The sequence below is a fragment of the Aquimarina sp. AU58 genome (genome assembly GCF_900312745.1).
Lineage (GTDB): Bacteria > Bacteroidota > Bacteroidia > Flavobacteriales > Flavobacteriaceae > Aquimarina > Aquimarina spinulae.
This window is the reverse complement of the sequence record NZ_OMPD01000014.1, coordinates 2,559,028-2,583,553: the sequence shown is the minus strand read 5'-3', so window position 1 is coordinate 2,583,553 and position 24,526 is coordinate 2,559,028. Positions and strand designations below refer to the sequence as shown.

Sequence of the window (24,526 nt, the reverse complement as noted above, 5' to 3'; positions counted from 1 at the left end):
TAAACAGCAATTATATCATGAATTTTGATGTGGGTAGGAATAATAAAAACCACAGCAAAAACCAAACCAGAATTACGGGAAATCATCACTGTTTTCACCCCTAAAAACGTAACTATTTAATTCACCGAACTTTAAATCCAATAATAGTTCGAATTTTAACACAAAACCGTAATTTCAAGGGAAGTAAATTTTGCGGTTTTACCGTAACCAGTTTTCTTATTGCTTTAGTAATTTGGGTTTTAACAAAAATATAATGGATATAATTACCAAAGTAATTATATATCGTAAATATTGCGGGTATAGTTACTTTGGTAATTATATTCAATTGTTATGTAGCATTTAAACCAACAGTTAAAAACATTGAAAAACGTACTATTTAATAATTCAATTATTAAAGATTCATTCCTCGGAATGACAATCAAACTGACAGCTGAACAAGAGTCTGAAATATTAGCAGGATTATTTGAGCAACTTTTACTTTTTGACAAGATTGTGTTGAGTACAGACAAAAACAATCAAACTTTAGTTTTTCTTATCTCAAAACTTGGACTTGAAACGGTAGAAAGATTAATTAGAAGCGGATATATTCTCTTTTCAATAAAGTCGGCTGCAATATTCACAGGAACTGGCAGACAAAGAGAAGATGGGACAACCGACGAATCTGTAATTTATGAACAACCACCAATTGTTGGCGGAAGTTTAAACGGAGATGACATTGACCCAAGTGCAAATATTTATAGAGCATTAGTGCGTTTTGGGCTTAGCAAAAAAGAGAGGAATAGACTTATCAAAAAAATAGCACCTAGGTACATTGTAAATGATGGACTAGAAATAAGCAGTAAAGCTGCTAAAGTTGTTACGGACGCATATGTAAATAATAACTTAGAAAATTTAGGGCTTCCTTTTGAAAAAGACCCTTTCGATTTAAACTTGGAGGAAAGAAAAATTCTTTTTGATTTAGGTCATACTGTATTAGATACGTCGCTTTTAACTAAAAATGGATACAATAGCTACAACAATTATGAACATTTAGAAATCTCAAAAAAGAACCTTGAAAACATCGGAAAGGCCTATAATATTTCAGAAAATGTATCAGAAATTCTAAAAATAGAAAATACGCTTGACCTTAAAGCTATGTTTTACCAAGGAGGTTTCGAAATCAGTGATATTTTCAAATTGCGTCATTTGTCAAGTGCAAAATATTTTAGAAAGTGGATTAACGAAGTTGGAGAAAATTCGGATTCGAGTGAAATAACAGAAGCTTATATAAATGAAGTTGCAGGAGCAAAGAAGTTTTTTGAGACAACAAAAGGAAAATTAATCAAAAACACATTTCTTTTTGGAGCTATGTCTGGTTTAGGCACTCTAATTGCTGGACCAATTGGAGGTGCGGTCGGTGCCGCAGCAAAACCCGTAGTTGAACCTGCCGTAGATTATGGTTTAGGATTACTGGAAGAATTCGTCTTAGATGGAATCATTGAGGGAAAAAACCCGAAAAGTTATATTGATAAATTAAAAAAAGAAGTAAATAAAAACGCTACATAACAATGGCTATAAGTAATTGCTTGTTCTCGACTACTTTTGAAAATCCTTGCGGATTTTCAGTTTGGTGTGTACTTGCAAAGTTAAGTGCTAATCCACTCAACTACTCATAGCCGAGACCGTTAGGTATAATATGAAGAAATGGACGAAACTGAACAAATAAATCCTGATAATACCCAATCTGAAAGTTCAGAAAACAAAACAATAGATTTTGAACAAATAAAAAAGGAACTTAAAATTCAGTTGATTGAGGAATTAAAAAACAAGCCAAATAAAGAAAGTCTACTAACCATTATTTGGAAACTTACACCAATAGCTACTTTAGTATTTTTAATCCTATCGTACTTTTATTCTGTTAAACCTGTATTTGATAAGTATGATGAATTGAAATCTAAGCAAAATACAATCGACAATTTGACAAAGCAAATTGGAATTAAAGAAACAGATTTAAAAGATTTCACAAAGACAAATCAGGTTCTAAAAAACGAGAATTCACTACTTGAAGAAAAAATTGAAAGCCAGAGCAAATTAATGGAACAATATGCCATAAAAATATCTGAATTTGAAAATAAGATATCTGAAAATTCTAAGAATCTCAAACAAGCAGAGAATAGTGCTGTATTAGTTCATTTAAAAAAGTTTGCTCAGGAGATATTTCTTGTTGAATTTAAAGATGAGAAAAATAAAAGTCTAGATATAAGAAAATACGCAATTGAATACGGGAAAAACGAGAAAGAAAAATTAAAGGATGATAAGTATGGGCTTGAAGCCATTAACGTACTGAATGATTTTACAAAGTTTGAAAACCCAAATAACATTGATAATTCAATTTTCTTTTTATCCTATTATTATCAATTTCATTATCAAAAAAAGAAATAAAAACTATGCCTAACAACGTATCCTATGTAAAGCCCTTTCCCAAGTCTTAGATTAAACATGTGGTTTTCCACAATAAATATGGGTGCAAACTTATTAATTTGGATTATTGAATGACAAAAGGCAATTGTCCATTACAAATCTGTAACTACAATACAAAAATGATTGAACTTAAAATAGAATGGCAAAAATTCGCTGAACGGATAAAAGTACTTTATGAATATGGAGAAACCATTTTAAATACAAACCCAAAAGGAAAACAAGAGGAAGAAAAATTTGTAGACAAATATAACTTATGGAGAAAAAAAGTTTTGAATGAACTAAACATTGCATTTGAAGAAAATAATCAATATTCATATGAGTTCAAGTCTCTCAATAATAATGAATTTAAAATACCAGGGCAGTCAAGTAATAATCAAGAAATTAATGTAAGAAGTCTTAAACAAAAAATAAGAAATGAATTATCATATCTTTATATAAATAAAAACCTTTGGAGAGTTTCAGACTTAATTATCAAACCTTTGGAAATTGACTTAAACCAACGATCCAATTATACTTCCGAAGAAATTATAGATTTAATACTAGATAAGTTATACGACTTGTATGATGATAATTTCTATGCTATATTACCAATTCTAGAAGGAAATGGGATTATCCTTAAAAAAAGAAGGGAAGAGTTTGACTACGTAAACACTTTAATGAACACAGGATATATTAACAGCCAAGGTATTGCTAGACAAGCTGATGCACAATTAACATTAGAAGGTAAACTCTATATAGAACAGAAAAGGAAGCTTGTAACTCCTATTTATGACTCTATAAGTGATAATAAGGAAGATATTAATCGAAAGCTTGATGAAATAATTAAAGAACTTCAAAAACTTGGTTTTGGACAACAAATAATTTTTGAAGAGATTGAAGAGTTGAGAGATTTATATTCTAATTTAAATAAGAAAAACTGGGGTCAACTTGTAAAAGGGAAACTTTTAGATTTAGTGCTTAACCAAGTAATAAATAAAGATATAATGCTAACAACATATAATCACATTACAGGTGATAATTTACAAATTCCATAAAATCATAGCAATTAGCTAATCTTTTAAACCTTATCCTTAATCTCAGGTTAAAAATACGTAGTTCATTAATTTCAAATTGATCAAAAATGAGTTAGATTTGTGAATAACCATGGATGAACAAGATTAAATATTCTATATAATACATCACCCTATCTATATCAAATACAAAAGATAATTTAAGCAATACAATCAAATGTCAAGACCTATAATTTTCGGAGAAATCCCAGGTATTAAAGAAGGACATTGGTTCGAAGGCCGAAAAGAAATGATGCCATCTAGTTTTCACAGAAACTGGGGATCTGGGATCGATGGTAATGGAAAAGAAGGGACAGCAGCAATAGTTCTTTCCGGAGGTTATGAAGATGATTATGATCTTGGAGATGAAATTCTCTATACTGGTGCTGGAGGAAATAAGAATGGAAAGCAAATCGCTGATCAAACATGGGAGAATAGTGGAAATGCCGGTTTACTTAAAAGCATGGATGAAGGTTTACCTGTAAGAGTTATTAGAGGTCATAAACATAAATCAGATTTCTCTCCAAAAAGTGGTTATCAATATGCAGGACTATATAGTGTTATTGAAGCATTTGAAAAGGTAGGAACAAACGGTTATAAGATATGCCTCTTTAAACTAATTTATTCGGGCACCAATCCATCCAAAAAATTACCAGAAGAGATAGAATTGGATCACAGTGTTAGAGATAAAAAAAGAAAAAAAGGAACAGTCCTAAGAATTGTTAGAGACTCCAAAATTGCATTAAGCATAAAAAAGCTATACAACTTTCGATGTCAAGTCTGCGGAACTGCTATAAAAACCAAGAATGGGTTTTATGCTGAAGGAGCACATATTCGTCCTTTGGGAAGACCTCATGATGGAGATGACAGTACGACAAATTTACTATGTTTGTGTCCTAATCATCATGTAATGCTTGATAAGGGTACTTTTTCTATATCTGATGAATACCTTTTTTTGGGAGAAGAAAAAGGAAAACTATTTGTACATGATAAACATCAAATCGGTTTAGACAATTTTAAACATCATAGAGAAAGTCATGGATACGATTAAAGTTGTTTGTGGAATCATTTACAATGATAATAAGATTCTTATATGTAGAAGAAAACCTGAAAAATCTCTTGGAGGATATTGGGAATTTCCGGGTGGCAAAGTTGAAGAAAATGAAAGTAATGAAGAGTCACTCATTAGAGAGCTTAAAGAAGAACTAGAAATGGAAGTTAACATTGAGAGCTTCTTCAAATCTTCTGAGCACACGTATGAAAATTTCACCATTGAATTAATCGCTTACATATGTAATTTTGTGAGTTCGAGCTTCAAACTCACTGATCATGACAGATATGAATGGATTGAACCAAATGAATTGTTAGATTGGAAGCTTGCTCCTGCAGATATTCCAATAGCTCAAGAATTAATAATTAAACTAACGCAGTGAATAATTTTTCCCAATATTAATGAAGATATTTCAAATTATATCTAAAATCTTAGCTTTCTATGTAGCCGGGTATTTTCTTTTTATGGTTACTTTAAGAGATTATCAATTGTAGAAGGCTGGAAAGTTTAATGATATGAATTATATAGATCTATCACTTATTTTATTAGCTACAGTACTTTTATTAATTTATTGTTTATTTCAAATATGGCGTGGAGTCAGTCACAAAATGGGAAAAAGATTAGTTGACAAAGTATTGCACATTTTCAGTCTTTTTATGAGTCTATTATTAATGATAGGTATAAGTATTGTTATAATTAATGGGTATGAAAAAGTAGCACGATTATTTAACTTTAATAGCATTCTAATTTTAATTTCGATTATAACTTATGAGATATTCTGGTTAATTCAAAAAAGAAAAGAAAAATCAATTCAGAATTAATATCTTTATAGTCTGTTATACTAATTCGACATATGATCTGAGTCTTTATAAAAAGACATTCTCTATACAACGAGAAATTAATGCATAAAAATTCTTCTGATTTTTTAATGCACAGATAAGCATATCCAATTATTTTATCAAATTTTAATACTAGTAATCGATTATAAATCAATTGCTTTATCACTATGCTATGCATGCTGCATTTCGAAAGGTGATGATAATACAGTGATTAAAAATGAATAGTAAACAGTTAATAAGCAGAAACATAGAACTCTTTTATAATACAGCATCCGAAGAAACCAGGCTTAACAAAGGAATGGGTGTTTTTGAATTTGAAAGAACCAAATCACTCATAGAAAAATATATTACTACCTCACCATCAAAAATAATTGACATTGGTGGTGGGACAGGAAAATACTCGGAATGGCTTGCTAACAAAGGACACCAGGTACATTTGGTCGAACCTATTCCCAAACATATAAAAATAGCTCAAGACAGAGCCGATAAATTAAAAAACAGGTTTTCCGTTCATTGGGGAGAATCCCGAAAACTCGAATTTCCTAATAATTTTGCCGATCTAATACTGCTACATGGCCCTTTGTATCATCTTCAAAAAAAAGAAGATAGAGCGTTAAGTATCCGCGAAGCAAAACGTGTTTTGAAGAATAACGGAATCATTTTGGGTTTTGCCATCAATTATACCGCATCTACTCTGGTAGGCCTTTTAAATGGGCTTATTCATAAAAAATCGTTTTTTGAAATGTGTAAAAACGAATTAACAAATGGAATACACAATCCCCCAGATGATTTCCCATGGCTTTTGGCAGAAGCATATTATCATACACCAGAACAGCTTAAAAACGAATTTATAAGTCAAGAATTAACGTATCTTACTACTTATGCAGTTGAGGGAATGGCCTGGTTAGACAAAAATTATTTTACTAATATGCTAAATGACAAAAAGAAAGAAACATTATTAAAACTTACAAAGATTACAGAAAACGACAGCTATCTTTTACCTTTTAGCCCGCATATGATGATAGCGGTAAAAAAACAAATAACGTATGGAAAATAAAGAAAAATATTATAACGCATTAATTGAAAACAATGGCCGGTTAAACGAAATCGACCTTGGAGAAAAACTCGGATTTGATGAAAAGGAAACAAGAGAAATCATTGTTCGACTGTTATCTGAACATAAAATTGAATATTTAGAGAATGGAGCTTGCGATTATAGTCGTATGAAAATAGCGAAAAGGAAAAATAAAAAAACATAACATCATAATATATATTCATAACAACTAAGTTTTAATCGAACGACTCTTATATTTTTGGTAAAAAACAATACTTATGATAAAAAAGTTAACAATCAATGTGAGAAAAACCAAAAAGCAAGGTAACAATTTGCGCTACTTCGATACTTACTTATAATGTTGTGAGTAATGTAGAAATTCTAAAAACATAAAATCATATGCAAAAAATTGTTTATTACGTAGCAAGTTCTCTCGACGGATTTATAGCAGGAAAGAACGACGACATAAGTCAATTCATACTTGAAGGGAAGGGAGTTGAAAAATATCAGGCTGAGCTTTTAAAATTTGAAACTGTACTAATGGGAAGACGAACGTATGAGTTTGGTTTTCAATACGGTCTTCAGCCAGGACAAGCTGCTTATCCAAATATGGAGCATTACATTTTTTCGGATTCAATGAAAATTGAAAACCTGGCAAACTCTGTTCATATTGAAAAAAGATCAATTCATCGGGTAAAAGAAATTAAAGCAAATTCGAAAACAGACATTTACTTATGTGGTGGTGGAGACTTTGCTGGCTGGCTTTTAGATAATGATTTGATTGATCAGCTCAAGCTAAAACTTAATCCAATAATTATTGGAGATGGAATTCGTTTATTTGGTAATTCTATAACAAACAAAAAATGGAAGTTAATCGAAAAAGAATCTTTTGATGATGGACTTCAGATCTTAACGTATGAAAAAGAATAATATAAAATAACGAATCATAATAAAATACAGAAAACACATCAGCTGATATATGCATCAATTAAACAATAAACATAAAGAATATAAAAACAAATCTGCTAAAGAATTATGGTCTTCTGAATTTGGAGATCTAAGGTTTAAAGAATCTAAATTGGTTTCGGCAACAGATAGTCTTTTTAAAGTAAAATAGTTTCAATTCCAAAATCATGTTTCTTGCGCTTATAAATTTATCTATCTCATTTATCTAAATTTCCCTTACACTTATAAACTATCTTCTATAAGGTCGCTTAATAACTATACTTTAGAAGTATGTTTAACTTTTAAATCATATTATGAAAAGTACTCTTAAAGATCTCAAAAAATTTAAATTATCTAACCTATCGGCTATTAATGCCGGAAACATGAGTTCAACCCTTGATCCTGAACCTACAAGTTGGACTTGTGAAAAAACTGTTAATGGAAGGACTTTGGAACAGGATGTTAAAAATGCTGACTTTCTTATAAATCACGGATGGGAATGTTACCCGGTTTACGGATAGTTCTATGTAAACATACTCATCCTATTTTTAGCTAAACTTAAAAATAGGGTGAGTTCATAGATTAGTTTTGATCTTAGATTAAAAGCATGTAACCTAGTGATAAAAGAATATAATCAAAACCTATTAGAAGTGTATTCTATCAAAAACGCATACTATTATTTAAGAGAGTTTTAAGTAGTAATCTTCTCATTTACCTTACCTCTTATATATACATTTCAGTATCAAACATAAAAAAAGGGATTACCAAAAAATAATCCCTCTCATAGATTTAAAAAACAAATGCCCAAAATTTGTTATATCTCTATTACTTACGAATTGCATAACTAGAAGCCTTAGGGAGTTCTCTTAAAAAATTTACAATACTCTTAAAATTCAACCCAAAAGTGGAATAAAAATGATTCATGATTGTGTGATTTAAGGTTAATTACCTGTAATATAATAAGTTATTAACAATAAACCAAATTATTTGTTGATTTATTGTTAATAATTTGTTTAAAAATATAATAACTTCGATATAATACATTATTTATTAAAATTTACTAATAATTAACACGTAAAAACCTACTTTTATTGTTAATAACTATGTTAATAACTTTGGGAGGCCCTATATACCAACGGCATACATATCAAACAGTTATCAAAAAAAGTGCAAAAACATAAAGTCACACGGTATAAAAGGATCAAAGTATCGATATACCATTGTTATAAGTTAAAAATGAGTTAGCCGGTTAGAAACTATTGTTTTATTTAAATTGCATACAGGAAATGTATCACCATAAAACAAGCACTACCTATAGATGAAAACTGCTACCGTAAAAGAACTAAAAACCGAATTAACAGATCGTTCGCACCAGGAGCTTATAGAACTATGTCTTCGTCTATCCCGATTTAAAAAAGAAAACAAAGAATTACTTACCTATTTATTATTCGAATCGACCCATGAAGAAGAATATATCATAAGCATACAGAGAGAAATTGATGAGCAATTCGAAATGATCAACACCGCATCATATTATTATATTAAAAAAAGTATTCGAAAAATTTTGCGTACGATAAAGAAATATATTCGATATTCGAAAAACAAAGAAACTGAAATAGAATTGCTTCTTTATTTTTGCAAAAAGTTAAAAAACTTCACTCCTTCTATACAAAATAATACTGTTCTCAAAAACATCTATCATCGCGAAACATCGGCTATCAATAAGAAGATTACAGTACTGCACGAAGATTTACAATATGATTATACATTAGAATTACAAAAACTATATTTTTAAGTAATTATATAATATCTAATCATCTATATTTCATAATTACACCTACTATAGGAATCACCAATAATTGATAAATTAACAATTTTATACCTATATTAGCAATAAACACTTAAAATTTGTGTTAACAAGTAAAGTAAAAAACATCTTGATGATGATCATTTAGATATTTGGCGTTATCTTTGATTTTTATTAACTAATTTAAATTTTAACAATGAATAAAGGAACAGTAAAATTTTTCAACGATGCCAAAGGATTTGGATTCATCACTGAAGAAGATTCTAACAAAGAACATTTCGTACACATCTCTGGGCTAATCGATGAAATTCGAGAAGGTGATGCAGTAGAATTTGATTTGCAAGAAGGCAAAAAAGGATTAAACGCAGTAAATGTAAAAGTAATTTAATATATACTACTTAATTTTTTAAAGCACTACAACCTGTCAAAAATGACAGGTTTTTTTTATCTATACCATAACCTAAATTCTATTTTAAGTACTTTATAAGCATATCTTCTCATTAAAAAAAAATCAAAATAAACGTAACTGAAGTAAAAACAAACTGTAAATCAACATAATACACATCTAAACTCCTTTTTTTTGCGTAATCACAAGTAATAATTACTAATTAAAAATCGTTTTTTAAGGGATTATATATCTAATGTTTTAACAATTGTTCGTAGCTTTAAGGGGCTTAAAAATTATATGTTATACACAAATAGGTTAACCAAAGAATCTAAAAACGCCTATTAAATGTAGCATTAGACTCTTATGGACACACTAATTTTCTATCAAATCTTAATTTTTCTTTTTCAAGGATTTGTTGTTGCCTTCCTAATATTACTACTATTTCGTTTGCGAACGATAATAGGCTTAGGAGTGCTATTCGCTTCTTTGGGATTGTTTCAGTTTGTGCAGGTTTTTATGGCCAGTACACTTTATTTCAAAATATCTGATGCTATCGTGGTTTCTCCAGGTTCATCTGTTTTATTTTCTGCTACACTTTTTGCCATACTTCTAATATACATCAAAGAAGATGCAACTACAGCTCGAAAACTAATTTACGCATTAGTTATAGCCAATATTGTATTATGCTTTCTTTTACTTGCTTTTAGAATGAATATGGAAGGAGCATATAGCTATAATCCTTTCGAAATTTCTACAGATTTCTTCTACACAAATGTACTGGTACTATTTGTAGGAACCGGAGTACTTTATCTGGATGCAATATTGATCATATTTTTATACGAATTTATCTCAAAACATACTTCTAGCTTATTTCTTAGAGTAATGTTTACTATGGTACTAGTTCTTAGTTTTGATGCCATCTTTTTTACACTAGGCTCGTTTTGGTATTTTGAAAACATACCAAAACTCTTGTTATCAGGATTATTATCAAAGGGGTCTATGGCTATTTTTTATAGTGCTATATTTACGTTATATCTAAAGTATTTTGAAAAAGAAACCTACCATGTTAACTATCTTACTTTTAAAGATATTTTTCATTCCCTAACGTACAAGCAAAAATATGAAGTAGCCGAAAAAGCAGCTCAATTCACCAAAGGCAGATATCAAACATTAACCAATCTGATACCGGTAGGTGTATTTATGACTCAAAGCGATGGAAAGACCATATTTGTTAATCCAAAATGGTGTTCTATCTCGGGATTATCACAAGAAGAAGCCCTAAATGATGGATGGCTTAATGCAGTACATCCAGAGGATAGAAAAAGACTAAAACAAGGATGGTATTCAGCTACAGGTAAAAAAGAAACCTCTGATGCCGAATACCGATTTCTTAAACCCGACGGTACGGTAACCTGGGTATTAGGTCGTGCTATACCCGAGTACAATGATAAACATCAAATTATTGGGTATGTTGGTACTCTAACAGATATCACAGATATTAAGTTATACGAAATTGAACTAAGTCGATTAAAGGAAAAAGCCGAAGAAAGTGATCGCCTTAAATCTGCTTTTCTTGCCAATATGAGTCACGAAATAAGAACCCCTATGAATGGTATTCTTGGTCTTGCAGAGCTTTTAAACGAACCAAAACTTACTGGTGACGAACAACAACTGTATCTGGATCTTATTAAAGAAAGTGGAGCACGCATGCTTAATATTATCAGGGATATTATTGATATCTCCAGAATAGCCGCAGATCAGGTAAAAGTCAATATCGAAGAGGTTGATATCAATAAACAAACCAAGTATTTATTTGACCTCTTTAAACCGCAAACGGATAAAAAGGATATTGTACTATCATTATCAATTGATTTGTCGACAGAAGATGCAATCATCAAAACCGATAAAGAAAAATTTAATGCAATCCTTTCTAACTTAATAAAAAATGCTATTAAGTACACGAATGAAGGAGGAATTGAGTTTGGATATCTAAGGGATAAAGATATTCTTCAATTTTATGTAAAAGATACTGGTATGGGGATCGCAAAAGATCGTCAGAAAGCTATTTTTGAACGATTTGTACAGGCAGATCTCGAAGATCGCTATGCACTAGAAGGTGCAGGTATTGGATTATCTATTGCCAAAGCTTATGTCGAAATGCTAACAGGAAAAATTTGGTTAGAAAGTAAAAAAGGTAAAGGATCTACATTCTATTTTACTATTCCATATACCAAAGTATCTCAAACAACGGTCTAATTCTTAGCATTAAAAACAATACATTTCTAAAATACAATTCAAAGAAATAAAAATACTAAAACTCTTTTTTTGGCCTTTATGCAATCTTATAAACCATAAGAGATGGCATATGAAGAAGGGCCTATGCAGCTAGTTATCTAATCTCTTGCGTCAAAAATATGTATCTATTACGCCTTAAACCCTAATAATCTTAGCTCCTATTGCTCTAAGGCGTTCATCAATATTTTCATATCCACGATCAATTTGTTCGATATTATGAATAGTTGATGTTCCTTTAGCACTCAATGCTGCGATTAATAATGATATTCCGGCTCTAATATCAGGAGATACCATTGTAGTTGCTTTTAATGTAGATTGAAAATCATGGCCTATAATTGTAGCTCTATGTGGATCACATAAAATAATCTTAGCTCCCATATCAATAAGCTTATCTACAAAGAATAAACGACTCTCGAACATCTTTTGGTGCACCATTACTTCTCCTCTGGCTTGTGTAGCTATAACCAAAACGATACTCAATAAATCGGGGGTAAATCCAGGCCATGGAGCATCGGCAATGGTCATAAATGAACCATCAATATAACTTTCTATCTGGTATCCATTCGTATGTGCAGGGATATAAATATCATCTCCTACCCGCTCCAGGGCAATCCCTAATTTTCTAAACGTATTTGGGATCAATCCCAGGTTTTCCCAGCTTACATTTTTAATAGTAATTTCACTTTTTGTCATAGCAGCTAGTCCTATCCATGATCCAATCTCGATCATATCGGGTAGTACACGGTGTTCACATCCGCCTAAAGCTTTAACCCCATCAATCACTAACAAATTAGAGCCCACTCCAGAGATTTTTGCTCCCATAGCATTAAGCATCTTACATAACTGCTGTAAATAAGGTTCACAAGCTGCATTATAAATTGTAGTTGTGCCTTTGGCGAGTACAGCCGCCATTACAATATTTGCAGTACCGGTTACCGAAGCTTCATCAAGTAACATATAGGTACCTGTTAAACCTTCTGGTGCCTCTACACCATAAAAACGTTCTTCTTTATTATATCTAAATTCTGCCCCAAGGTTAATAAACCCTTCAAAGTGGGTATCCAAACGTCTTCTTCCAATTTTATCACCTCCTGGACGCGGAATATACCCTTTACCAAATCTTGCTAATAAGGGCCCAACAATCATAATAGATCCCCTAAGACCACTTCCTTCTTTCTTAAACTGTTCACTCTCCATATATTCTAAATTGAGTTCATCACTCTTAAAAGAATATTTTCCTTTTCCTAATTTTTGGACTTTTACACCCAAATTCCTAAGAATATCTATTAATTTATTTACATCTCGTATATCAGGAATATTAGAAATTATAACTTCTTCTGGTGTCAATAATACTGCGCAAAGAATTTGTAAGGCTTCATTTTTGGCGCCCTGAGGCGTGATTTCCCCTTTGAGCTGATGCCCTCCTTCTATCTGAAAAGTACCCATGTAATCGTTAGTTCGTTAGCGGTTAGTAATTTGGTAGTTGATTAATTTTAATAGCGTTTTTTACCACGGTTATTTCGGTAATTCTTTTTACCACTATTATTACTATTTGTTGTCGTATGCTTTTTCTTTTTTCCTCTCATCAAGTTTGAAGAATCTGTAAGATTTTCATTACTTCCTTTAAGATCTATTTTACCATCACTTAGTTCAAAAAGATGATTAAATATCGCACTATCCTCTACCGTATCTTTATTCCAGTTCAAATAGCACTTTTTCATATGATTTGCAATTGTTAAAGTAAGTGCATTTTTTAAATCGCCATCTTCCCAACCATTTGCAACATCTATCATTCGTTTAATATTATTTCCGTAAAAACGATATTTTGGGAAATTCTGAGGGTATTCAAGAGGTTCTGGTCTTTCCTGTAATTTTTCTTTAGTCAATACAGGAAAAGGAGTATCTACATCTAATTTAAAATCACTCATTATAAACAGCTGATCCCATAATTTATGCTGAAACTCAGGCACATCTCGTAAATGCGGCTGCAGATTACCCATTACTGCTATAATCGACTTTGCAACCTTATTACGTTCTTCACGATCTTCGATAGTAACCGTATGGTTTATCATTTTCTGCATATGACGACCATATTCTGGGATAATGAGCTTTTCGCGCTCGGTATTGTATTCTATATTATATATATCCATAAAATGTATGTGAAAATTGTGTAGAGATAGCCTAAAAAATCAATATGTAAGTTGTTGTGAATATAAGTTCTTGAAAACTATTTATAAGTAATTATGTATAACCTCTTTAGATTCAGTTTGACAATTGATTACTTTTTGGACTATTCTATAATTCGTTTCGCAAAATACTAAAATAAAATAAGTAAGCTACTGTCATTACTATATTTTATTTATTAATCAATGGTATTTAATAAAGAAAACAGGTAATAAAGTCATCTCAACTTTTATGCTCACCTATAAATTGGCTGTTTTACCTCTTTGCGATATCTGGTACAACCTAAATACTATAATGAAATTACTCCCTCTACTTTTTCGGCAACTTCTTTATATTTAGCAATCACCTGATCTGGATTTTTCATTCTAACATTGATAGATACACTAGTATATTTACCATTTTTAGATTGTTTAGTCTGAATTACCGAACCCAGGTTATCAAAAATTGATTCGATTTGTTCAATCTTTTCTGTATTTGTAGGTACAATAAATTTATATAAATATGAAGTTGGCCATAGTGATGTATCTGCCAACTGCTCTTTTAATTTTTCATAAAACTCTTCAGGGTCTTTCATAGTAACATGTATCAGATCAAAATTTAGGCCAAAGATACATCTTATGATTTATAAAAACGAAGTTACACAGAAACTCCTTTTGCTTTTTTAAGAAGAAAAATTGCTTTTTATTATAGCATGATATTGTGCTATCGTATCAATATCTACTCCTTTATCAAGAGCATCAATTGTATGGATATGATCTATATGCTTTTTAATAATGTATCGGGCACCAAAATCTGCCTGTAACTGCACTAATTCGCAGAAATATTGAGATGGGATAATTGCAGGAACCCCAACGCCAGAACCTAAACCTGTAGCAGTAATAACACCTGGTTCTTTACTAAATTGAGTAATTAATGCATTAAAATGAACTGTATCTAATAGTGGTTGATCTACCAGTGAAATTAGCACTCCGTCATACGACAATTTGTCTTGTTGTATAGCCTTAATTCCAGAACGTATTGTAGATCCCATCCCCGATTGCCATTCTGCATTTCTGAGTATGGTAACAGGAAAATGACAAATCTCCTCATATACAGTGTCGTAATGCGCTCCCAAAACCACATAGATTGAGGTTTCTTTTATTAGTAGTGCCCTCTCTATAGCGTGACCAATTAATGTTGTATTACGCCATGGCAACACCTGTTTTGGTTCTCTCATTCTACTAGAAGAACCTGCTGCAAGGATAAGTTGTGCTATTTTAGGTTTTGGTGGGAATGGCATTTATTTTTTTCCTTTTAGGATCATCATGAATCGCTCCTTTCTTCTCCTGCAATGGTATCGGGTTTTGACCTCTAATCACGGACAATATTTCAGCAATTATAGAAATTGCAATTTCCTGAGGAGTTTCTGCTCCCAGATTTAGACCGACAGGACCATGAATAGCATCGAGAAATCTATCGGTAACCTCGGGAAAATACTCTATAAAAGCAGACAATAGCTTTTCTCTACGCTGCGCGGGTCCTAATAATCCGATATACACCGGGCTGGTTTCTTTTAACGCCTGAAGATATAACAAATCTTTAGCAAAATTATGAGACATTAGAATGATAGCTGTCTGATCATCTATATGATCTATATTCAAATCTTCTGGAGCACTACGAATTATCTCTTTTGCCCCCGGAAAATCTTCTAGTTTTTTAGAATGCTGTGGTGGACTTACGATATCAACTTCCCAGCCAGTAGCTGATGCCAGTTTACATAACTGCGCTGCATCGTGCTCGGTACCAATAATTATTAATCTGAAACAAGGTTGCATTTCCCTCACAAAACTCTCTAAACAATCATCTGGCCTGGTATTTTGCGAAAAACAAAATGCCTGATCTCCTTTAAATTGAACAATAGATCCCATAGTAGAGATTTCTTGTTCTGTTTTTGAGTACCATGATTTAATTTCAAACGGTACTCTGGATTTTAAGTGTCTTTGTATTGTTGCAATCTCAATAGTACTAATATCAAAAGTTTCAATCAAAATATACAATAGTCCTTCGCATCCCAGCCTATATTTACCATCGTAGGTCATCATTTTGGGTTCTCCGGAAACGAAAACAGATTGCGCTTGTCGTAACACTTCTTTTTCAACACATCCCCCACTTACAGCACCTGTCATTTTTTCATTTTGGAGAATGAGCATACCCACTCCTGGTCTTCTATAAGAAGACCCTTCTACATCTACTACTGTAGCCATAACAGCAGGTATCCCCTGCTGTTTGGCTTTATGATAAGATTCTATTATTTCTTTGAATTCGTGTGTCATAAGCGTACTATCCCAATGGCGCTTTGGAATTCATATTTTTAATAAAAGGTTGCTTATACAATCGTATTCCTTTTGCTGCCTTAATTGCATTTGCTACAGCTGCTCCTGCAGGAGGTAATGTGGGTTCTCCTAGTCCTGTTGGGGCAATATCACTTTCTATAAAATGTGTTTCGACCACAGGAGTTTCATTAATACGAATTAAACGATAGGTGTTAAAATTCTTGTCTTGTGGCACTCCATCTTTAAATGAAAAATCACCATACATCGCATGGCCTACACCATCAATAACTCCACCCTCGATCTGGTTTTTTGCTCCGAGTGGGTTCACTACGATTCCGCAATCTACAACACAAGTAACTTTTTTTACCACAGGTATATCATTCTCTAATACTACATCTGCTACTTCTGCTACATGAGTATTATGACAATAATATGCACTAAATCCCTGGTAAGTTCCATCTTTTGCTTTTCCCCATCCAGATTTATCTACAGCTACTTTTATTACTTTCTCTAATCGTTCTGGAGAATACTGGATTCTCTCATCTGTAGTTCCCTTTACTTTCTGTAGTAAGTCTAAACGAAGTTGAATACGATCAATTTCTAGTAGCTCTGCCAATTCATCAAAGAAGCTTTGTTCTGCAAAAGACAAGAAATTAGTATATGGAGCTCTCCAGGCTCCTGTTGTAATTTTACTATTATAATTGGCAACATCAACCTGGTAATTTTCAATAGCTCCAGCCGGAAAAAAATTAGGGATCAACCCATACATATTCGAATTTACAGAGGCTTCTTTAAGGTGATATCCACTAATTTTACCATCTTTAATTGAGGCACTGATTTTATATTTTATTGCCGGACGATATATCCCTGCAGACATATCATCTTCTCTGGAATAGACTACTTTGACTGGTTTTTGGGCAATTTTTGATATTTCTGCTGCTTCCAAAGCAAAATCACCATAGAGTCGTCTTCCAAAACCGCCTCCCATTCTGGTCATTTCTACAGAAACATCTTCTGGGTCGCGCTCTAACAAATTAGCAACTCTACGTGCAGTACCTGCTGGTGTTTGTATAGGGCCGACCAAACGAATTTTTTCTGGAGTAACATCTGCAAAGAAGTTCATGGGTTCCATACAATTATGAGGTAAGAATGGTGACTCATAAGTTCTCTCGATCACCTTGTCTGCCTGAGCAAATGCTTTTTTAACATCTCCATCGGCACGTAGTGTATTAAACTCCTTTCCATTAAGAAGATCCATCAGTATTTTATCATGATCTTCTGTATTTTCTAATTTTGAATCCGAAGTCCAATTCGCTTTCAATGCCTTTTTTCCTTTCATTGCTGTCCAGGTATCTTTTGCCAGGACTGCAATTTTATCACCAAACTTAACTACATCATGTACTCCCGAAATAGCTCTAACTGCAGTATCATCAAAATCAACCAGTTTTTTACCAAAAGCAGGAGGTCTTAATACCGACACATATGCCATCCCTTCCTCCTTATAATCCATTCCGTAAAGAGATTTTCCGATGATAATCTTATCTACATCTACATTAGAAATATTTTTTCCTATGATTTTAAAATCTTTAGGGTCTTTTAGTGTTATATTTTCTGGCACTTCAAGCGCTGATGCTTCTTTAACTACGTCTCCGTATCCAAGTTTATCACCATTGGCATTGATAATTACTCCGTTTTCTGTTTTACATTCTGAAGCATCCACTCCCCATTTGGCTGCTGCAGCGTTAATTAACATTTGTCTGGCTGTAGCTCCCGTTTGGCGTAAGGGTTCCCACCCTTGCCTTAAGGATTGGCTTCCTCCGGCTACTTGTCGTGTGAAATTTTTGGTATCTAATGCCCCTTGCGCTACATGAACATTATCCCATGATACATCAAGTTCTTCTGCAATAAGCATAGGCATAGATGTCTTAACCCCTTGGCCTATTTCTGGATTTGGAGAGAAGATAGTTACCATACCGTTATCGGCTATTTTGATAAAGGCATTAAAATCGTTGAAGTTTAATTGAGAAATATCAATAGGTATATCAACAGGTGGTTTCGCTTCAGGTTTACATGCCTGAAATAAATTAAACCCAATTAACATTCCGCCACCAGCCAATGCCGATGTTTTTATAAATGACCTTCTACCGAATGAAGGTGATGCATTATTTTTCATCTGTTCTTTTTTATTGTTTTTTTAGTTGTCAGATGGAATTCGCCATTGAACATCTCGATTGGTATTCACTCAATTGTTATGGCTCATTTCATACGTTTAAAATTTAAAAGGGTTAACTCATTTTACTGGCAGCAACTTCTACAGCTTCTTCTATTCTGTTGTACGAAGCACATCTACATATATTACCGCTCATTGCATCCCTGATTTCTGATTTATTCGGGTTTGCATTTTGCTGTAAGAAAGCAGCAGCAGACATCATTTGCCCTGCCTGGCAGTATCCGCATTGTGGTACATCTACTTCTTTCCAGGCTTGTTGAACAGGATGTGAAGCATCTTCAGATAAGCCTTCGATCGTAGTAATTTCCATATTTTCTACCATAGAAACCTGAAGTAAGCAACTTCTGGTAGCAGAGCCGTCTAGATGTATCGTACATGCACCGCATTGGCCTATACCACAGCCAAATTTGGTACCAACCATATCAAGATGATCTCTTAACACCCATAAAAGAGGGGTATCCTGGTCTGCCTCGACACTATGAGATTGACCATTAATTTTTAAATTATAAACAGGCATGAGTTTTAATTTTTAAAGATTTGTATTTAACTAGTCTAAATAAAGCAAATGCGTATCAATTGCTATTGAAGTTACTAAAAATTCACTATGTTGATTCAACTTTAACAGATCATTACAAATAATTATGATTCCTGAAAATCGAATTAAATAGATTATATCTGCTTTTATTAATATCTTATATACTGTCTTTTTGTTCATACAAAACTTAGTTGTAGTAAAATCCATTTATTTTCATCCCGATACTTATTACACTATCTAAAATAACCTTATCGGTTTAGTTTTCTAACTCCTGGTTTTCTTATGCAGAAAACTAACAAGTAATACAATAAAGCAAATAATAGCACCCAGAAAATGAAAATTACACAATAAGCCAAAACAGTAGCTTCATATCTTGTATGTAATCGTTTTAGCATAAAGTAAAACAAGCAACAAATAATTAATGTATTAATAACGTTTAGAACTATTTTTTCAATCCTACTTTTCTGTTTTGATCGAGACTTCCTTTTTAAAGAGATATAGATCCCAGAAAGTATTAATATTGAGATAATTAACCCAAAAACAAACCAAATTATTTTGGTTGTTATTCCACCCCAATATCCAAAGTGTAAAGGATCTACTATATCATTAATCCACATAATAGTACTGCTCTTTGCTGCACTTTGAATATGTTCTATTTTATAGTTATATGGATTAATATATACGCGGTTAGCCCTTTGCCTAACTAATGGAACATTACTATTTCCCATTACATATATTGTTTCTGTAGAATCAATCGCAGGAGAAATGTTTTTTACTTTAAAATGAGGAATAGCTTTTTCTGCAATCTTAACTGCTTTATTATAGTCTATATTAAAAGGAAACAAACTCTTCTTCTCATTTTGATAATTAAGTATGTCTAATTTTATATGCTTAGGATTTACCATTGGTTTAATACCGGCAATATTTGCGCGTTCTGCAAAATACCAGCTATTAATGATCACAATAAGAAAAATAAAAGGAATAGCCCATAAGCCAACTAACCTGTGTAAACTTCTACTAAACTTGTTCCCCCCTTTTTTTACATCGAGCACAAAAAATTTCTTCCACCAGGATTTATAAAAATAAAGAGCAGAGACTACAGAAACAAGGATAAGAAATCCAAAAAATAAAACGATGTAATTCCCAATTTGAAAAGGTATAAAGAGGTAATAATGTAAATCTCTTAGATAGAGTTGAGCCGTAAGACTTGTCTCTCCCTGAATTTCTCCTGTATAAGGGTTTGCAAATACAAACGAAAGTTTCTCATCCTCTTCTTTATACAACAAATCACATAGGTAAGGCTCATCATGCCGTATCCAATAGGTAATTTTAGCTTTTGGATATGTCTTTGCAAAATTATTTGAAATGACATTTCTCGAGACGTAAGTAGATTGTGGTGTGGCTCTATAGTTTGATTGAATTAACCAATCTAACTCATGACTAACAGTTGAGATTGTTCCAGAAAAACATACTACAAAAAAAAGTAGGCCTAGTTGTGTCCCAATCCATCCATGTATTAAAAATAACTTCTTTTTCACTTTGTATAATATACATGTTTAACATTAAAGTAAGACAATCATATTCTCTATATAAAATCTTTTTGCTGAATAGTTCGATTACTCCTTCCAATTGAATATCCATCTCGATATCCCGTGAAAAACTGAATATTTGTGTTTCATCGAGACGTAGATGTCATTCAGAGCGTATAATGATCCGTTTTGCCCTAATACATAGAAAATATAATTTTTTATATCTAATTTCTGCAATTACCTTACTATACATCAAACTGTTTCGGTTTGTTAGAATAGAAAACTTTAAACAACTTCTTTTCAAAATCCTTTTATAATTCCGAAATTTGCATCAAAATTATTCCTTTGACAAAGAAAAGAATTGTAATTACCGGAGCACCGGGAACAGGTAAAACCTCAGTTATCCATAAACTTGAAGAAGCAAAATTTTTCTGTTTTCATGAGATTATACGAAGTATGACTCAGGAAGCATTAAAAAGTAATGACTCTAAGTCTATTGTTTCTAATCCCATAATTTCTGTCTCTGACCCCTATCAATTTAATACACAAATTCTTAACGGAAGGGTTGATCAATTTAAAGAGGCCGTATCCCAAAAAGAAGATCTTACATTTTATGATAGAGGTATCCCAGATGTTTTGGCGTATATGAACTATTTTAACCAATCCTACGACGACAGTTTTATTAATGCTTGTAAGAATCATACGTATGATCAGGTTTTTTTACTGCCACCATGGGAAGACATCTATGTATCAGACAATGAGCGCTATGAAAGCTTCGAACAAGCAAAAGAAATCCATCATCATCTGTTTGAAACGTATAGTCAATTAGGCTATGATTGTATCGAAGTACCTTTTGGATCTGTGCATGAACGTTATGATTTTATTCTCAAAAACATAAAATAATTTGCTAAAATCTCCTCTTAAAATATTACAACAATATTGGAAACACAATAGTTTTAAGCCATTGCAGGAAGAGATTATAGCTTCGGTACTGGAAGGAGAAGATACTTTTGCATTACTCCCTACTGGCGGGGGAAAATCAATTTGTTTTCAGGTGCCAGCTCTAATAATGGAAGGTATTTGTATTGTTATTTCTCCATTAATTGCATTAATGCAAGATCAGGTACTACACCTTCAGCAAAAAAACATAAAAGCAATTGCACTGCCTAGTGGTATTAGATATTCAGAATTAGATACTTTGCTCGATAATTGTATTTATGGTAATTATAAATTCCTTTATCTTTCTCCAGAACGTCTTCAACAAGACATTGTACAGGAACGATTAAAGCAAATGAATATTAATCTTATTGCAGTAGATGAGGCACACTGTATTTCGCAATGGGGAAATGACTTTAGGCCCTCTTATAAAAAAATAGAAGTGCTAAGAAAAATACATCCTGCTGTACCTGTTATTGCACTAACCGCTTCTGCCACCAAAGAAGTAGTAGATGATATTGTGACAGAACTCGATCTTTTTCAACCCAAAATACTTAAACAATCCTTTTTTAGGCCTAATCTGGGGTATAGGGTAGAAAATGTAATCGACAAAAAGTATAAACTTACTCAGATTTTAGATAAATACCCGGGAACTTCGATCGTTTATGTTCGAAATAGAAAATCTGCAGTTGAATTGAGTGATTTTCTTAATGCAAGTGGCTATTTGGCGACATATTATCATGGTGGTGTAGATGCTCAAGAAAAAACCAAACGATTTAACCAATGGTTAAAAGAAGAGATTAGAGTAATGGTTGCTACAAATGCCTTTGGCATGGGAATAGATAAGCCTAATGTACGCACGGTAATTCATTATACGATTCCAGAAAGTATAGAAAGCTATTTTCAGGAAGCAGGCAGAGCCGGTCGTGATGGAGAACCATCTTTTGCCTATCTTTTAAAAAACACAAATGATAATCAGAGATTACACAATCAATTTATAAAAGTATTGCCGGATATAGATGAAGTAAAACTAGTCTATAGAAAGCTATGTAACTATTTTCAAATATCATATGGTGAAGGTGAACAGACCGTTCATAATTTTGAATTCAATACATTTTGTAAAACGTATGAGTTAAATACACTTATTACCTATAATACATTACAATTTTTAGATCGTTGCGGTGTCATTAGATTTATGCAACGATATACCAAAAAAAGTAGTGTTCATATTCTTACAACCGGAAATCATCTTTTAGAATTCCTAGAAAACAATAAAGAATACCAGCTAATTACCAAGGCTATCCTAAGAACATATGGCGGTATTTTTGACGAAAAAGTCACAATTAATCTGCCTTTGATTGCTTCTAAGGTAGGAAAACCCGAAACAGAAGTTGTTACTGTATTACATAAACTACACGAAGCCGAATTAGTAGAATTTATATACAAAATTTCTGATGCAGAAATCATCTTCTTATTGCCACGTGAGGATGATCATACCATCAATAGGATTAAACATCATCTTATAAAGCAAAATACTTCAAAAATAAAGAAGGTAGAAGCAATATTAAGATTTACAGAAAATAATACAAAATGCAAAAGCAGACAGTTACTTCATTATTTTGGAGAAAAAGAAACCACAGATTGTGGTATATGTAGTTTTTGTATCACCAAAAAAAACAAGACCACACCAATAGATCTTAATAAAATACAAGACGATATTATAAGGCTTTTAGAAAGAAAAAACTTATCTTCAAGAGATTTACTGGCACAGTTAGCATATCCCGAAAAATTAGCCTTACAAGTATTACGGGAAATGAACGAACATCAAATTATAAGGATCAATCACGATAATCACTATCAATTAGCACAAAAATAATGAGAGACTTACGAATCCTGTTTATGGGGACACCGGATTTTGCCGTTGAAACCCTAAAAACCATAATAGAAAACAAGTATCATGTCGTTGGTGTTATTACTGCTCCCGATAGGCCAGCGGGAAGAGGTAGAAAACTTAAAGCATCTGCTGTTAAAGAATATGCACTATCCAAAAATCTAAAAGTTCTTCAGCCAACAAATCTAAAAGATGAGGGTTTTATTGAAGAGTTAAGAGCTTTGGGCGCTAATCTTAATATAGTTGTTGCTTTTAGAATGCTCCCAAAAGTAGTTTGGGATATGCCAGAGTATGGCACTTTTAATTTACATGCATCTCTGCTTCCGGATTATAGAGGTGCAGCACCAATTAATTGGGCTGTTATTAATGGAGAGCAAAAAACCGGAATCACGACTTTCTTCATTGACGAAAAAATAGATACTGGTCATCTTATTTTTCAGAAAGAAGTTGAAATAAAAAATGATGATACTGCGGGGATACTACATGATAAGCTAATGAAAAAAGGTGCTGATTTGGTAGTAGATACCATAAAAGCAATAGAAAATGATTCGGTAACGGTAAACCCCCAACCCAAAGACAGTACTTTTAAAACCGCATATAAGCTAAATCGTGAGAACACCAAAATTAACTGGAAAGATGATCTACATACTATTCATAACCTGATTAGAGGACTAAGCCCTTATCCTGCTGCCTGGTGTGAATTGTATAATAAAGGAGTGTCTGAAAATATAAAGGTATACGATGCTCAACCAATAGAAGAAGCTCATACTTTTGATATAGGTAAAATTATTATTGAAGATTCTACAATCAAAGTAGCTGTAAAAAATGGGTACATTATATTGAAAAAACTTCAACTCCCAGGTAAAAAAGCAATGGAGTCACAAGCATTGTTGAATGGTTATGTATTTTACAGAGATGCAAAAATGTGTTAGCCCCTATGTAGTATAGGGTTTAAAAATCTATCTAAAACAACATTGGTTATTAACAATCGCATTGAGTTATCAACAAATCCCTGTATTTA

The 24,526-nt window shown here is 32.5% G+C and carries 24 protein-coding genes; 16 read left to right on the top strand and 8 right to left on the bottom strand.

Going from position 1 to position 24,526, the window contains the following annotated elements; all coding sequences use genetic code 11:
* Positions 1–360 precede the first annotated feature (360 nt).
* From DK441_RS22535 to DK441_RS22475, 13 genes are all read left to right on the top strand, one after another.
* On the top strand, positions 361–1,545 hold the full coding sequence (locus DK441_RS22535; RefSeq protein WP_160112240.1) for a hypothetical protein: 1,185 nt from the start codon (positions 361–363) through the stop codon (positions 1,543–1,545).
* Between the two features lie 138 nt (positions 1,546–1,683).
* Positions 1,684–2,421 (top strand): hypothetical protein, encoded by a 738-nt coding sequence (locus tag DK441_RS22530; protein ID WP_109852847.1) that lies wholly within the window; start codon positions 1,684–1,686, stop codon positions 2,419–2,421.
* Positions 2,422–2,579: 158 nt separating this feature from the next.
* Positions 2,580–3,494 (top strand): hypothetical protein, encoded by a 915-nt coding sequence (locus DK441_RS22525; RefSeq protein ID WP_109852846.1) that lies wholly within the window; start codon positions 2,580–2,582, stop codon positions 3,492–3,494.
* Positions 3,495–3,687: 193 nt separating this feature from the next.
* The gene (locus DK441_RS22520; protein ID WP_109852845.1) at positions 3,688–4,560 is read left to right on the top strand and encodes a YDG/SRA domain-containing protein; all 873 of its coding nucleotides are present in this window, start codon (positions 3,688–3,690) and stop codon (positions 4,558–4,560) included.
* Positions 4,547–4,942 carry a (deoxy)nucleoside triphosphate pyrophosphohydrolase gene (locus DK441_RS22515; RefSeq protein WP_109852844.1) on the top strand — a complete coding sequence of 132 codons (396 nt, stop codon included), beginning with the start codon at positions 4,547–4,549 and terminating at the stop codon, positions 4,940–4,942. Before DK441_RS22520 ends, DK441_RS22515 begins: the two co-directional genes overlap by 14 nt.
* Before the next feature lie 674 nt (positions 4,943–5,616).
* Complete coding sequence (locus DK441_RS22505) at positions 5,617–6,456, top strand: bifunctional 2-polyprenyl-6-hydroxyphenol methylase/3-demethylubiquinol 3-O-methyltransferase UbiG (RefSeq protein WP_109852842.1); 840 nt, start codon at positions 5,617–5,619, stop codon at positions 6,454–6,456.
* On the top strand, positions 6,446–6,658 hold the full coding sequence (locus DK441_RS22500) for a hypothetical protein (RefSeq protein ID WP_109852841.1): 213 nt from the start codon (positions 6,446–6,448) through the stop codon (positions 6,656–6,658). The genes DK441_RS22505 and DK441_RS22500 overlap by 11 nt, the downstream gene beginning before the upstream one ends.
* 194 nt (positions 6,659–6,852) lie before the next feature.
* Positions 6,853–7,383 (top strand): dihydrofolate reductase family protein, encoded by a 531-nt coding sequence (locus DK441_RS22495; protein WP_109852840.1) that lies wholly within the window; start codon positions 6,853–6,855, stop codon positions 7,381–7,383.
* A 49-nt stretch (positions 7,384–7,432) separates the two neighbouring features.
* Positions 7,433–7,570, top strand: a complete 138-nt coding sequence (locus DK441_RS26805; RefSeq protein ID WP_160112239.1) for a hypothetical protein — start codon at positions 7,433–7,435, stop codon at positions 7,568–7,570.
* A gap of 142 nt (positions 7,571–7,712) precedes the next feature.
* Complete coding sequence (locus DK441_RS22490; protein ID WP_109852839.1) at positions 7,713–7,919, top strand: hypothetical protein; 207 nt, start codon at positions 7,713–7,715, stop codon at positions 7,917–7,919.
* Between the two features lie 797 nt (positions 7,920–8,716).
* Entirely contained in the window at positions 8,717–9,193 is a 477-nt protein-coding gene (locus DK441_RS22485) for a hypothetical protein (protein WP_109852838.1), read from the top strand.
* A gap of 208 nt (positions 9,194–9,401) precedes the next feature.
* A complete protein-coding gene (locus DK441_RS22480) occupies positions 9,402–9,593 on the top strand; it encodes a cold-shock protein (RefSeq protein ID WP_024769089.1) in 192 nt (63 codons plus the stop codon).
* 363 nt (positions 9,594–9,956) lie between these two features.
* A complete protein-coding gene (locus DK441_RS22475; RefSeq protein WP_109852837.1) occupies positions 9,957–11,849 on the top strand; it encodes a PAS domain-containing sensor histidine kinase in 1,893 nt (630 codons plus the stop codon).
* Positions 11,850–12,023: 174 nt separating this feature from the next.
* Here the strand turns inward: DK441_RS22475 and murA are convergent, their stop codons facing one another.
* The 8 genes from murA to DK441_RS22435 form a co-directional block, all read right to left on the bottom strand.
* Positions 12,024–13,334 (bottom strand): UDP-N-acetylglucosamine 1-carboxyvinyltransferase, encoded by a 1,311-nt coding sequence (gene murA, locus DK441_RS22470; RefSeq protein ID WP_109852836.1) that lies wholly within the window; start codon positions 13,332–13,334, stop codon positions 12,024–12,026.
* Positions 13,335–13,381: 47 nt separating this feature from the next.
* Positions 13,382–14,038: a DUF4290 domain-containing protein gene (locus DK441_RS22465; RefSeq protein WP_074406607.1), complete on the bottom strand. Its 657-nt coding sequence runs from the start codon at positions 14,036–14,038 to the stop codon at positions 13,382–13,384.
* Between the two features lie 323 nt (positions 14,039–14,361).
* Positions 14,362–14,646: a DUF493 family protein gene (locus tag DK441_RS22460; RefSeq protein WP_109852835.1), complete on the bottom strand. Its 285-nt coding sequence runs from the start codon at positions 14,644–14,646 to the stop codon at positions 14,362–14,364.
* 87 nt (positions 14,647–14,733) lie between these two features.
* Positions 14,734–15,351, bottom strand: a complete 618-nt coding sequence (locus DK441_RS22455; protein ID WP_109852834.1) for an NTP transferase domain-containing protein — start codon at positions 15,349–15,351, stop codon at positions 14,734–14,736.
* Positions 15,329–16,384 (bottom strand): XdhC family protein, encoded by a 1,056-nt coding sequence (locus tag DK441_RS22450; protein ID WP_109852833.1) that lies wholly within the window; start codon positions 16,382–16,384, stop codon positions 15,329–15,331. The genes DK441_RS22455 and DK441_RS22450 overlap by 23 nt, the downstream gene beginning before the upstream one ends.
* A 7-nt stretch (positions 16,385–16,391) precedes the next feature.
* Positions 16,392–18,557, bottom strand: a complete 2,166-nt coding sequence (locus DK441_RS22445; RefSeq protein WP_109852832.1) for a xanthine dehydrogenase family protein molybdopterin-binding subunit — start codon at positions 18,555–18,557, stop codon at positions 16,392–16,394.
* Between the two features lie 112 nt (positions 18,558–18,669).
* Positions 18,670–19,131: a (2Fe-2S)-binding protein gene (locus DK441_RS22440; RefSeq protein WP_109852831.1), complete on the bottom strand. Its 462-nt coding sequence runs from the start codon at positions 19,129–19,131 to the stop codon at positions 18,670–18,672.
* A 266-nt stretch (positions 19,132–19,397) separates the two neighbouring features.
* Positions 19,398–20,687 carry a PepSY domain-containing protein gene (locus tag DK441_RS22435; RefSeq protein WP_160112238.1) on the bottom strand — a complete coding sequence of 430 codons (1,290 nt, stop codon included), beginning with the start codon at positions 20,685–20,687 and terminating at the stop codon, positions 19,398–19,400.
* A 336-nt stretch (positions 20,688–21,023) separates the two neighbouring features.
* Here DK441_RS22435 and DK441_RS22430 point away from each other — a divergent pair, with 336 nt between their 5' ends.
* The 3 genes from DK441_RS22430 to fmt are packed head-to-tail and all read left to right on the top strand — an operon-like array spanning position 21,024 to position 24,437.
* Positions 21,024–21,581 (top strand): AAA family ATPase, encoded by a 558-nt coding sequence (locus DK441_RS22430; RefSeq protein WP_109852829.1) that lies wholly within the window; start codon positions 21,024–21,026, stop codon positions 21,579–21,581.
* A gap of 1 nt (position 21,582) precedes the next feature.
* Entirely contained in the window at positions 21,583–23,490 is a 1,908-nt protein-coding gene (locus DK441_RS22425; RefSeq protein WP_109852828.1) for an ATP-dependent DNA helicase RecQ, read from the top strand.
* Positions 23,490–24,437 (top strand): methionyl-tRNA formyltransferase, encoded by a 948-nt coding sequence (gene fmt / locus DK441_RS22420; RefSeq protein WP_109852827.1) that lies wholly within the window; start codon positions 23,490–23,492, stop codon positions 24,435–24,437. The genes DK441_RS22425 and fmt overlap by 1 nt, the downstream gene beginning before the upstream one ends.
* Positions 24,438–24,526 lie beyond the last annotated feature (89 nt).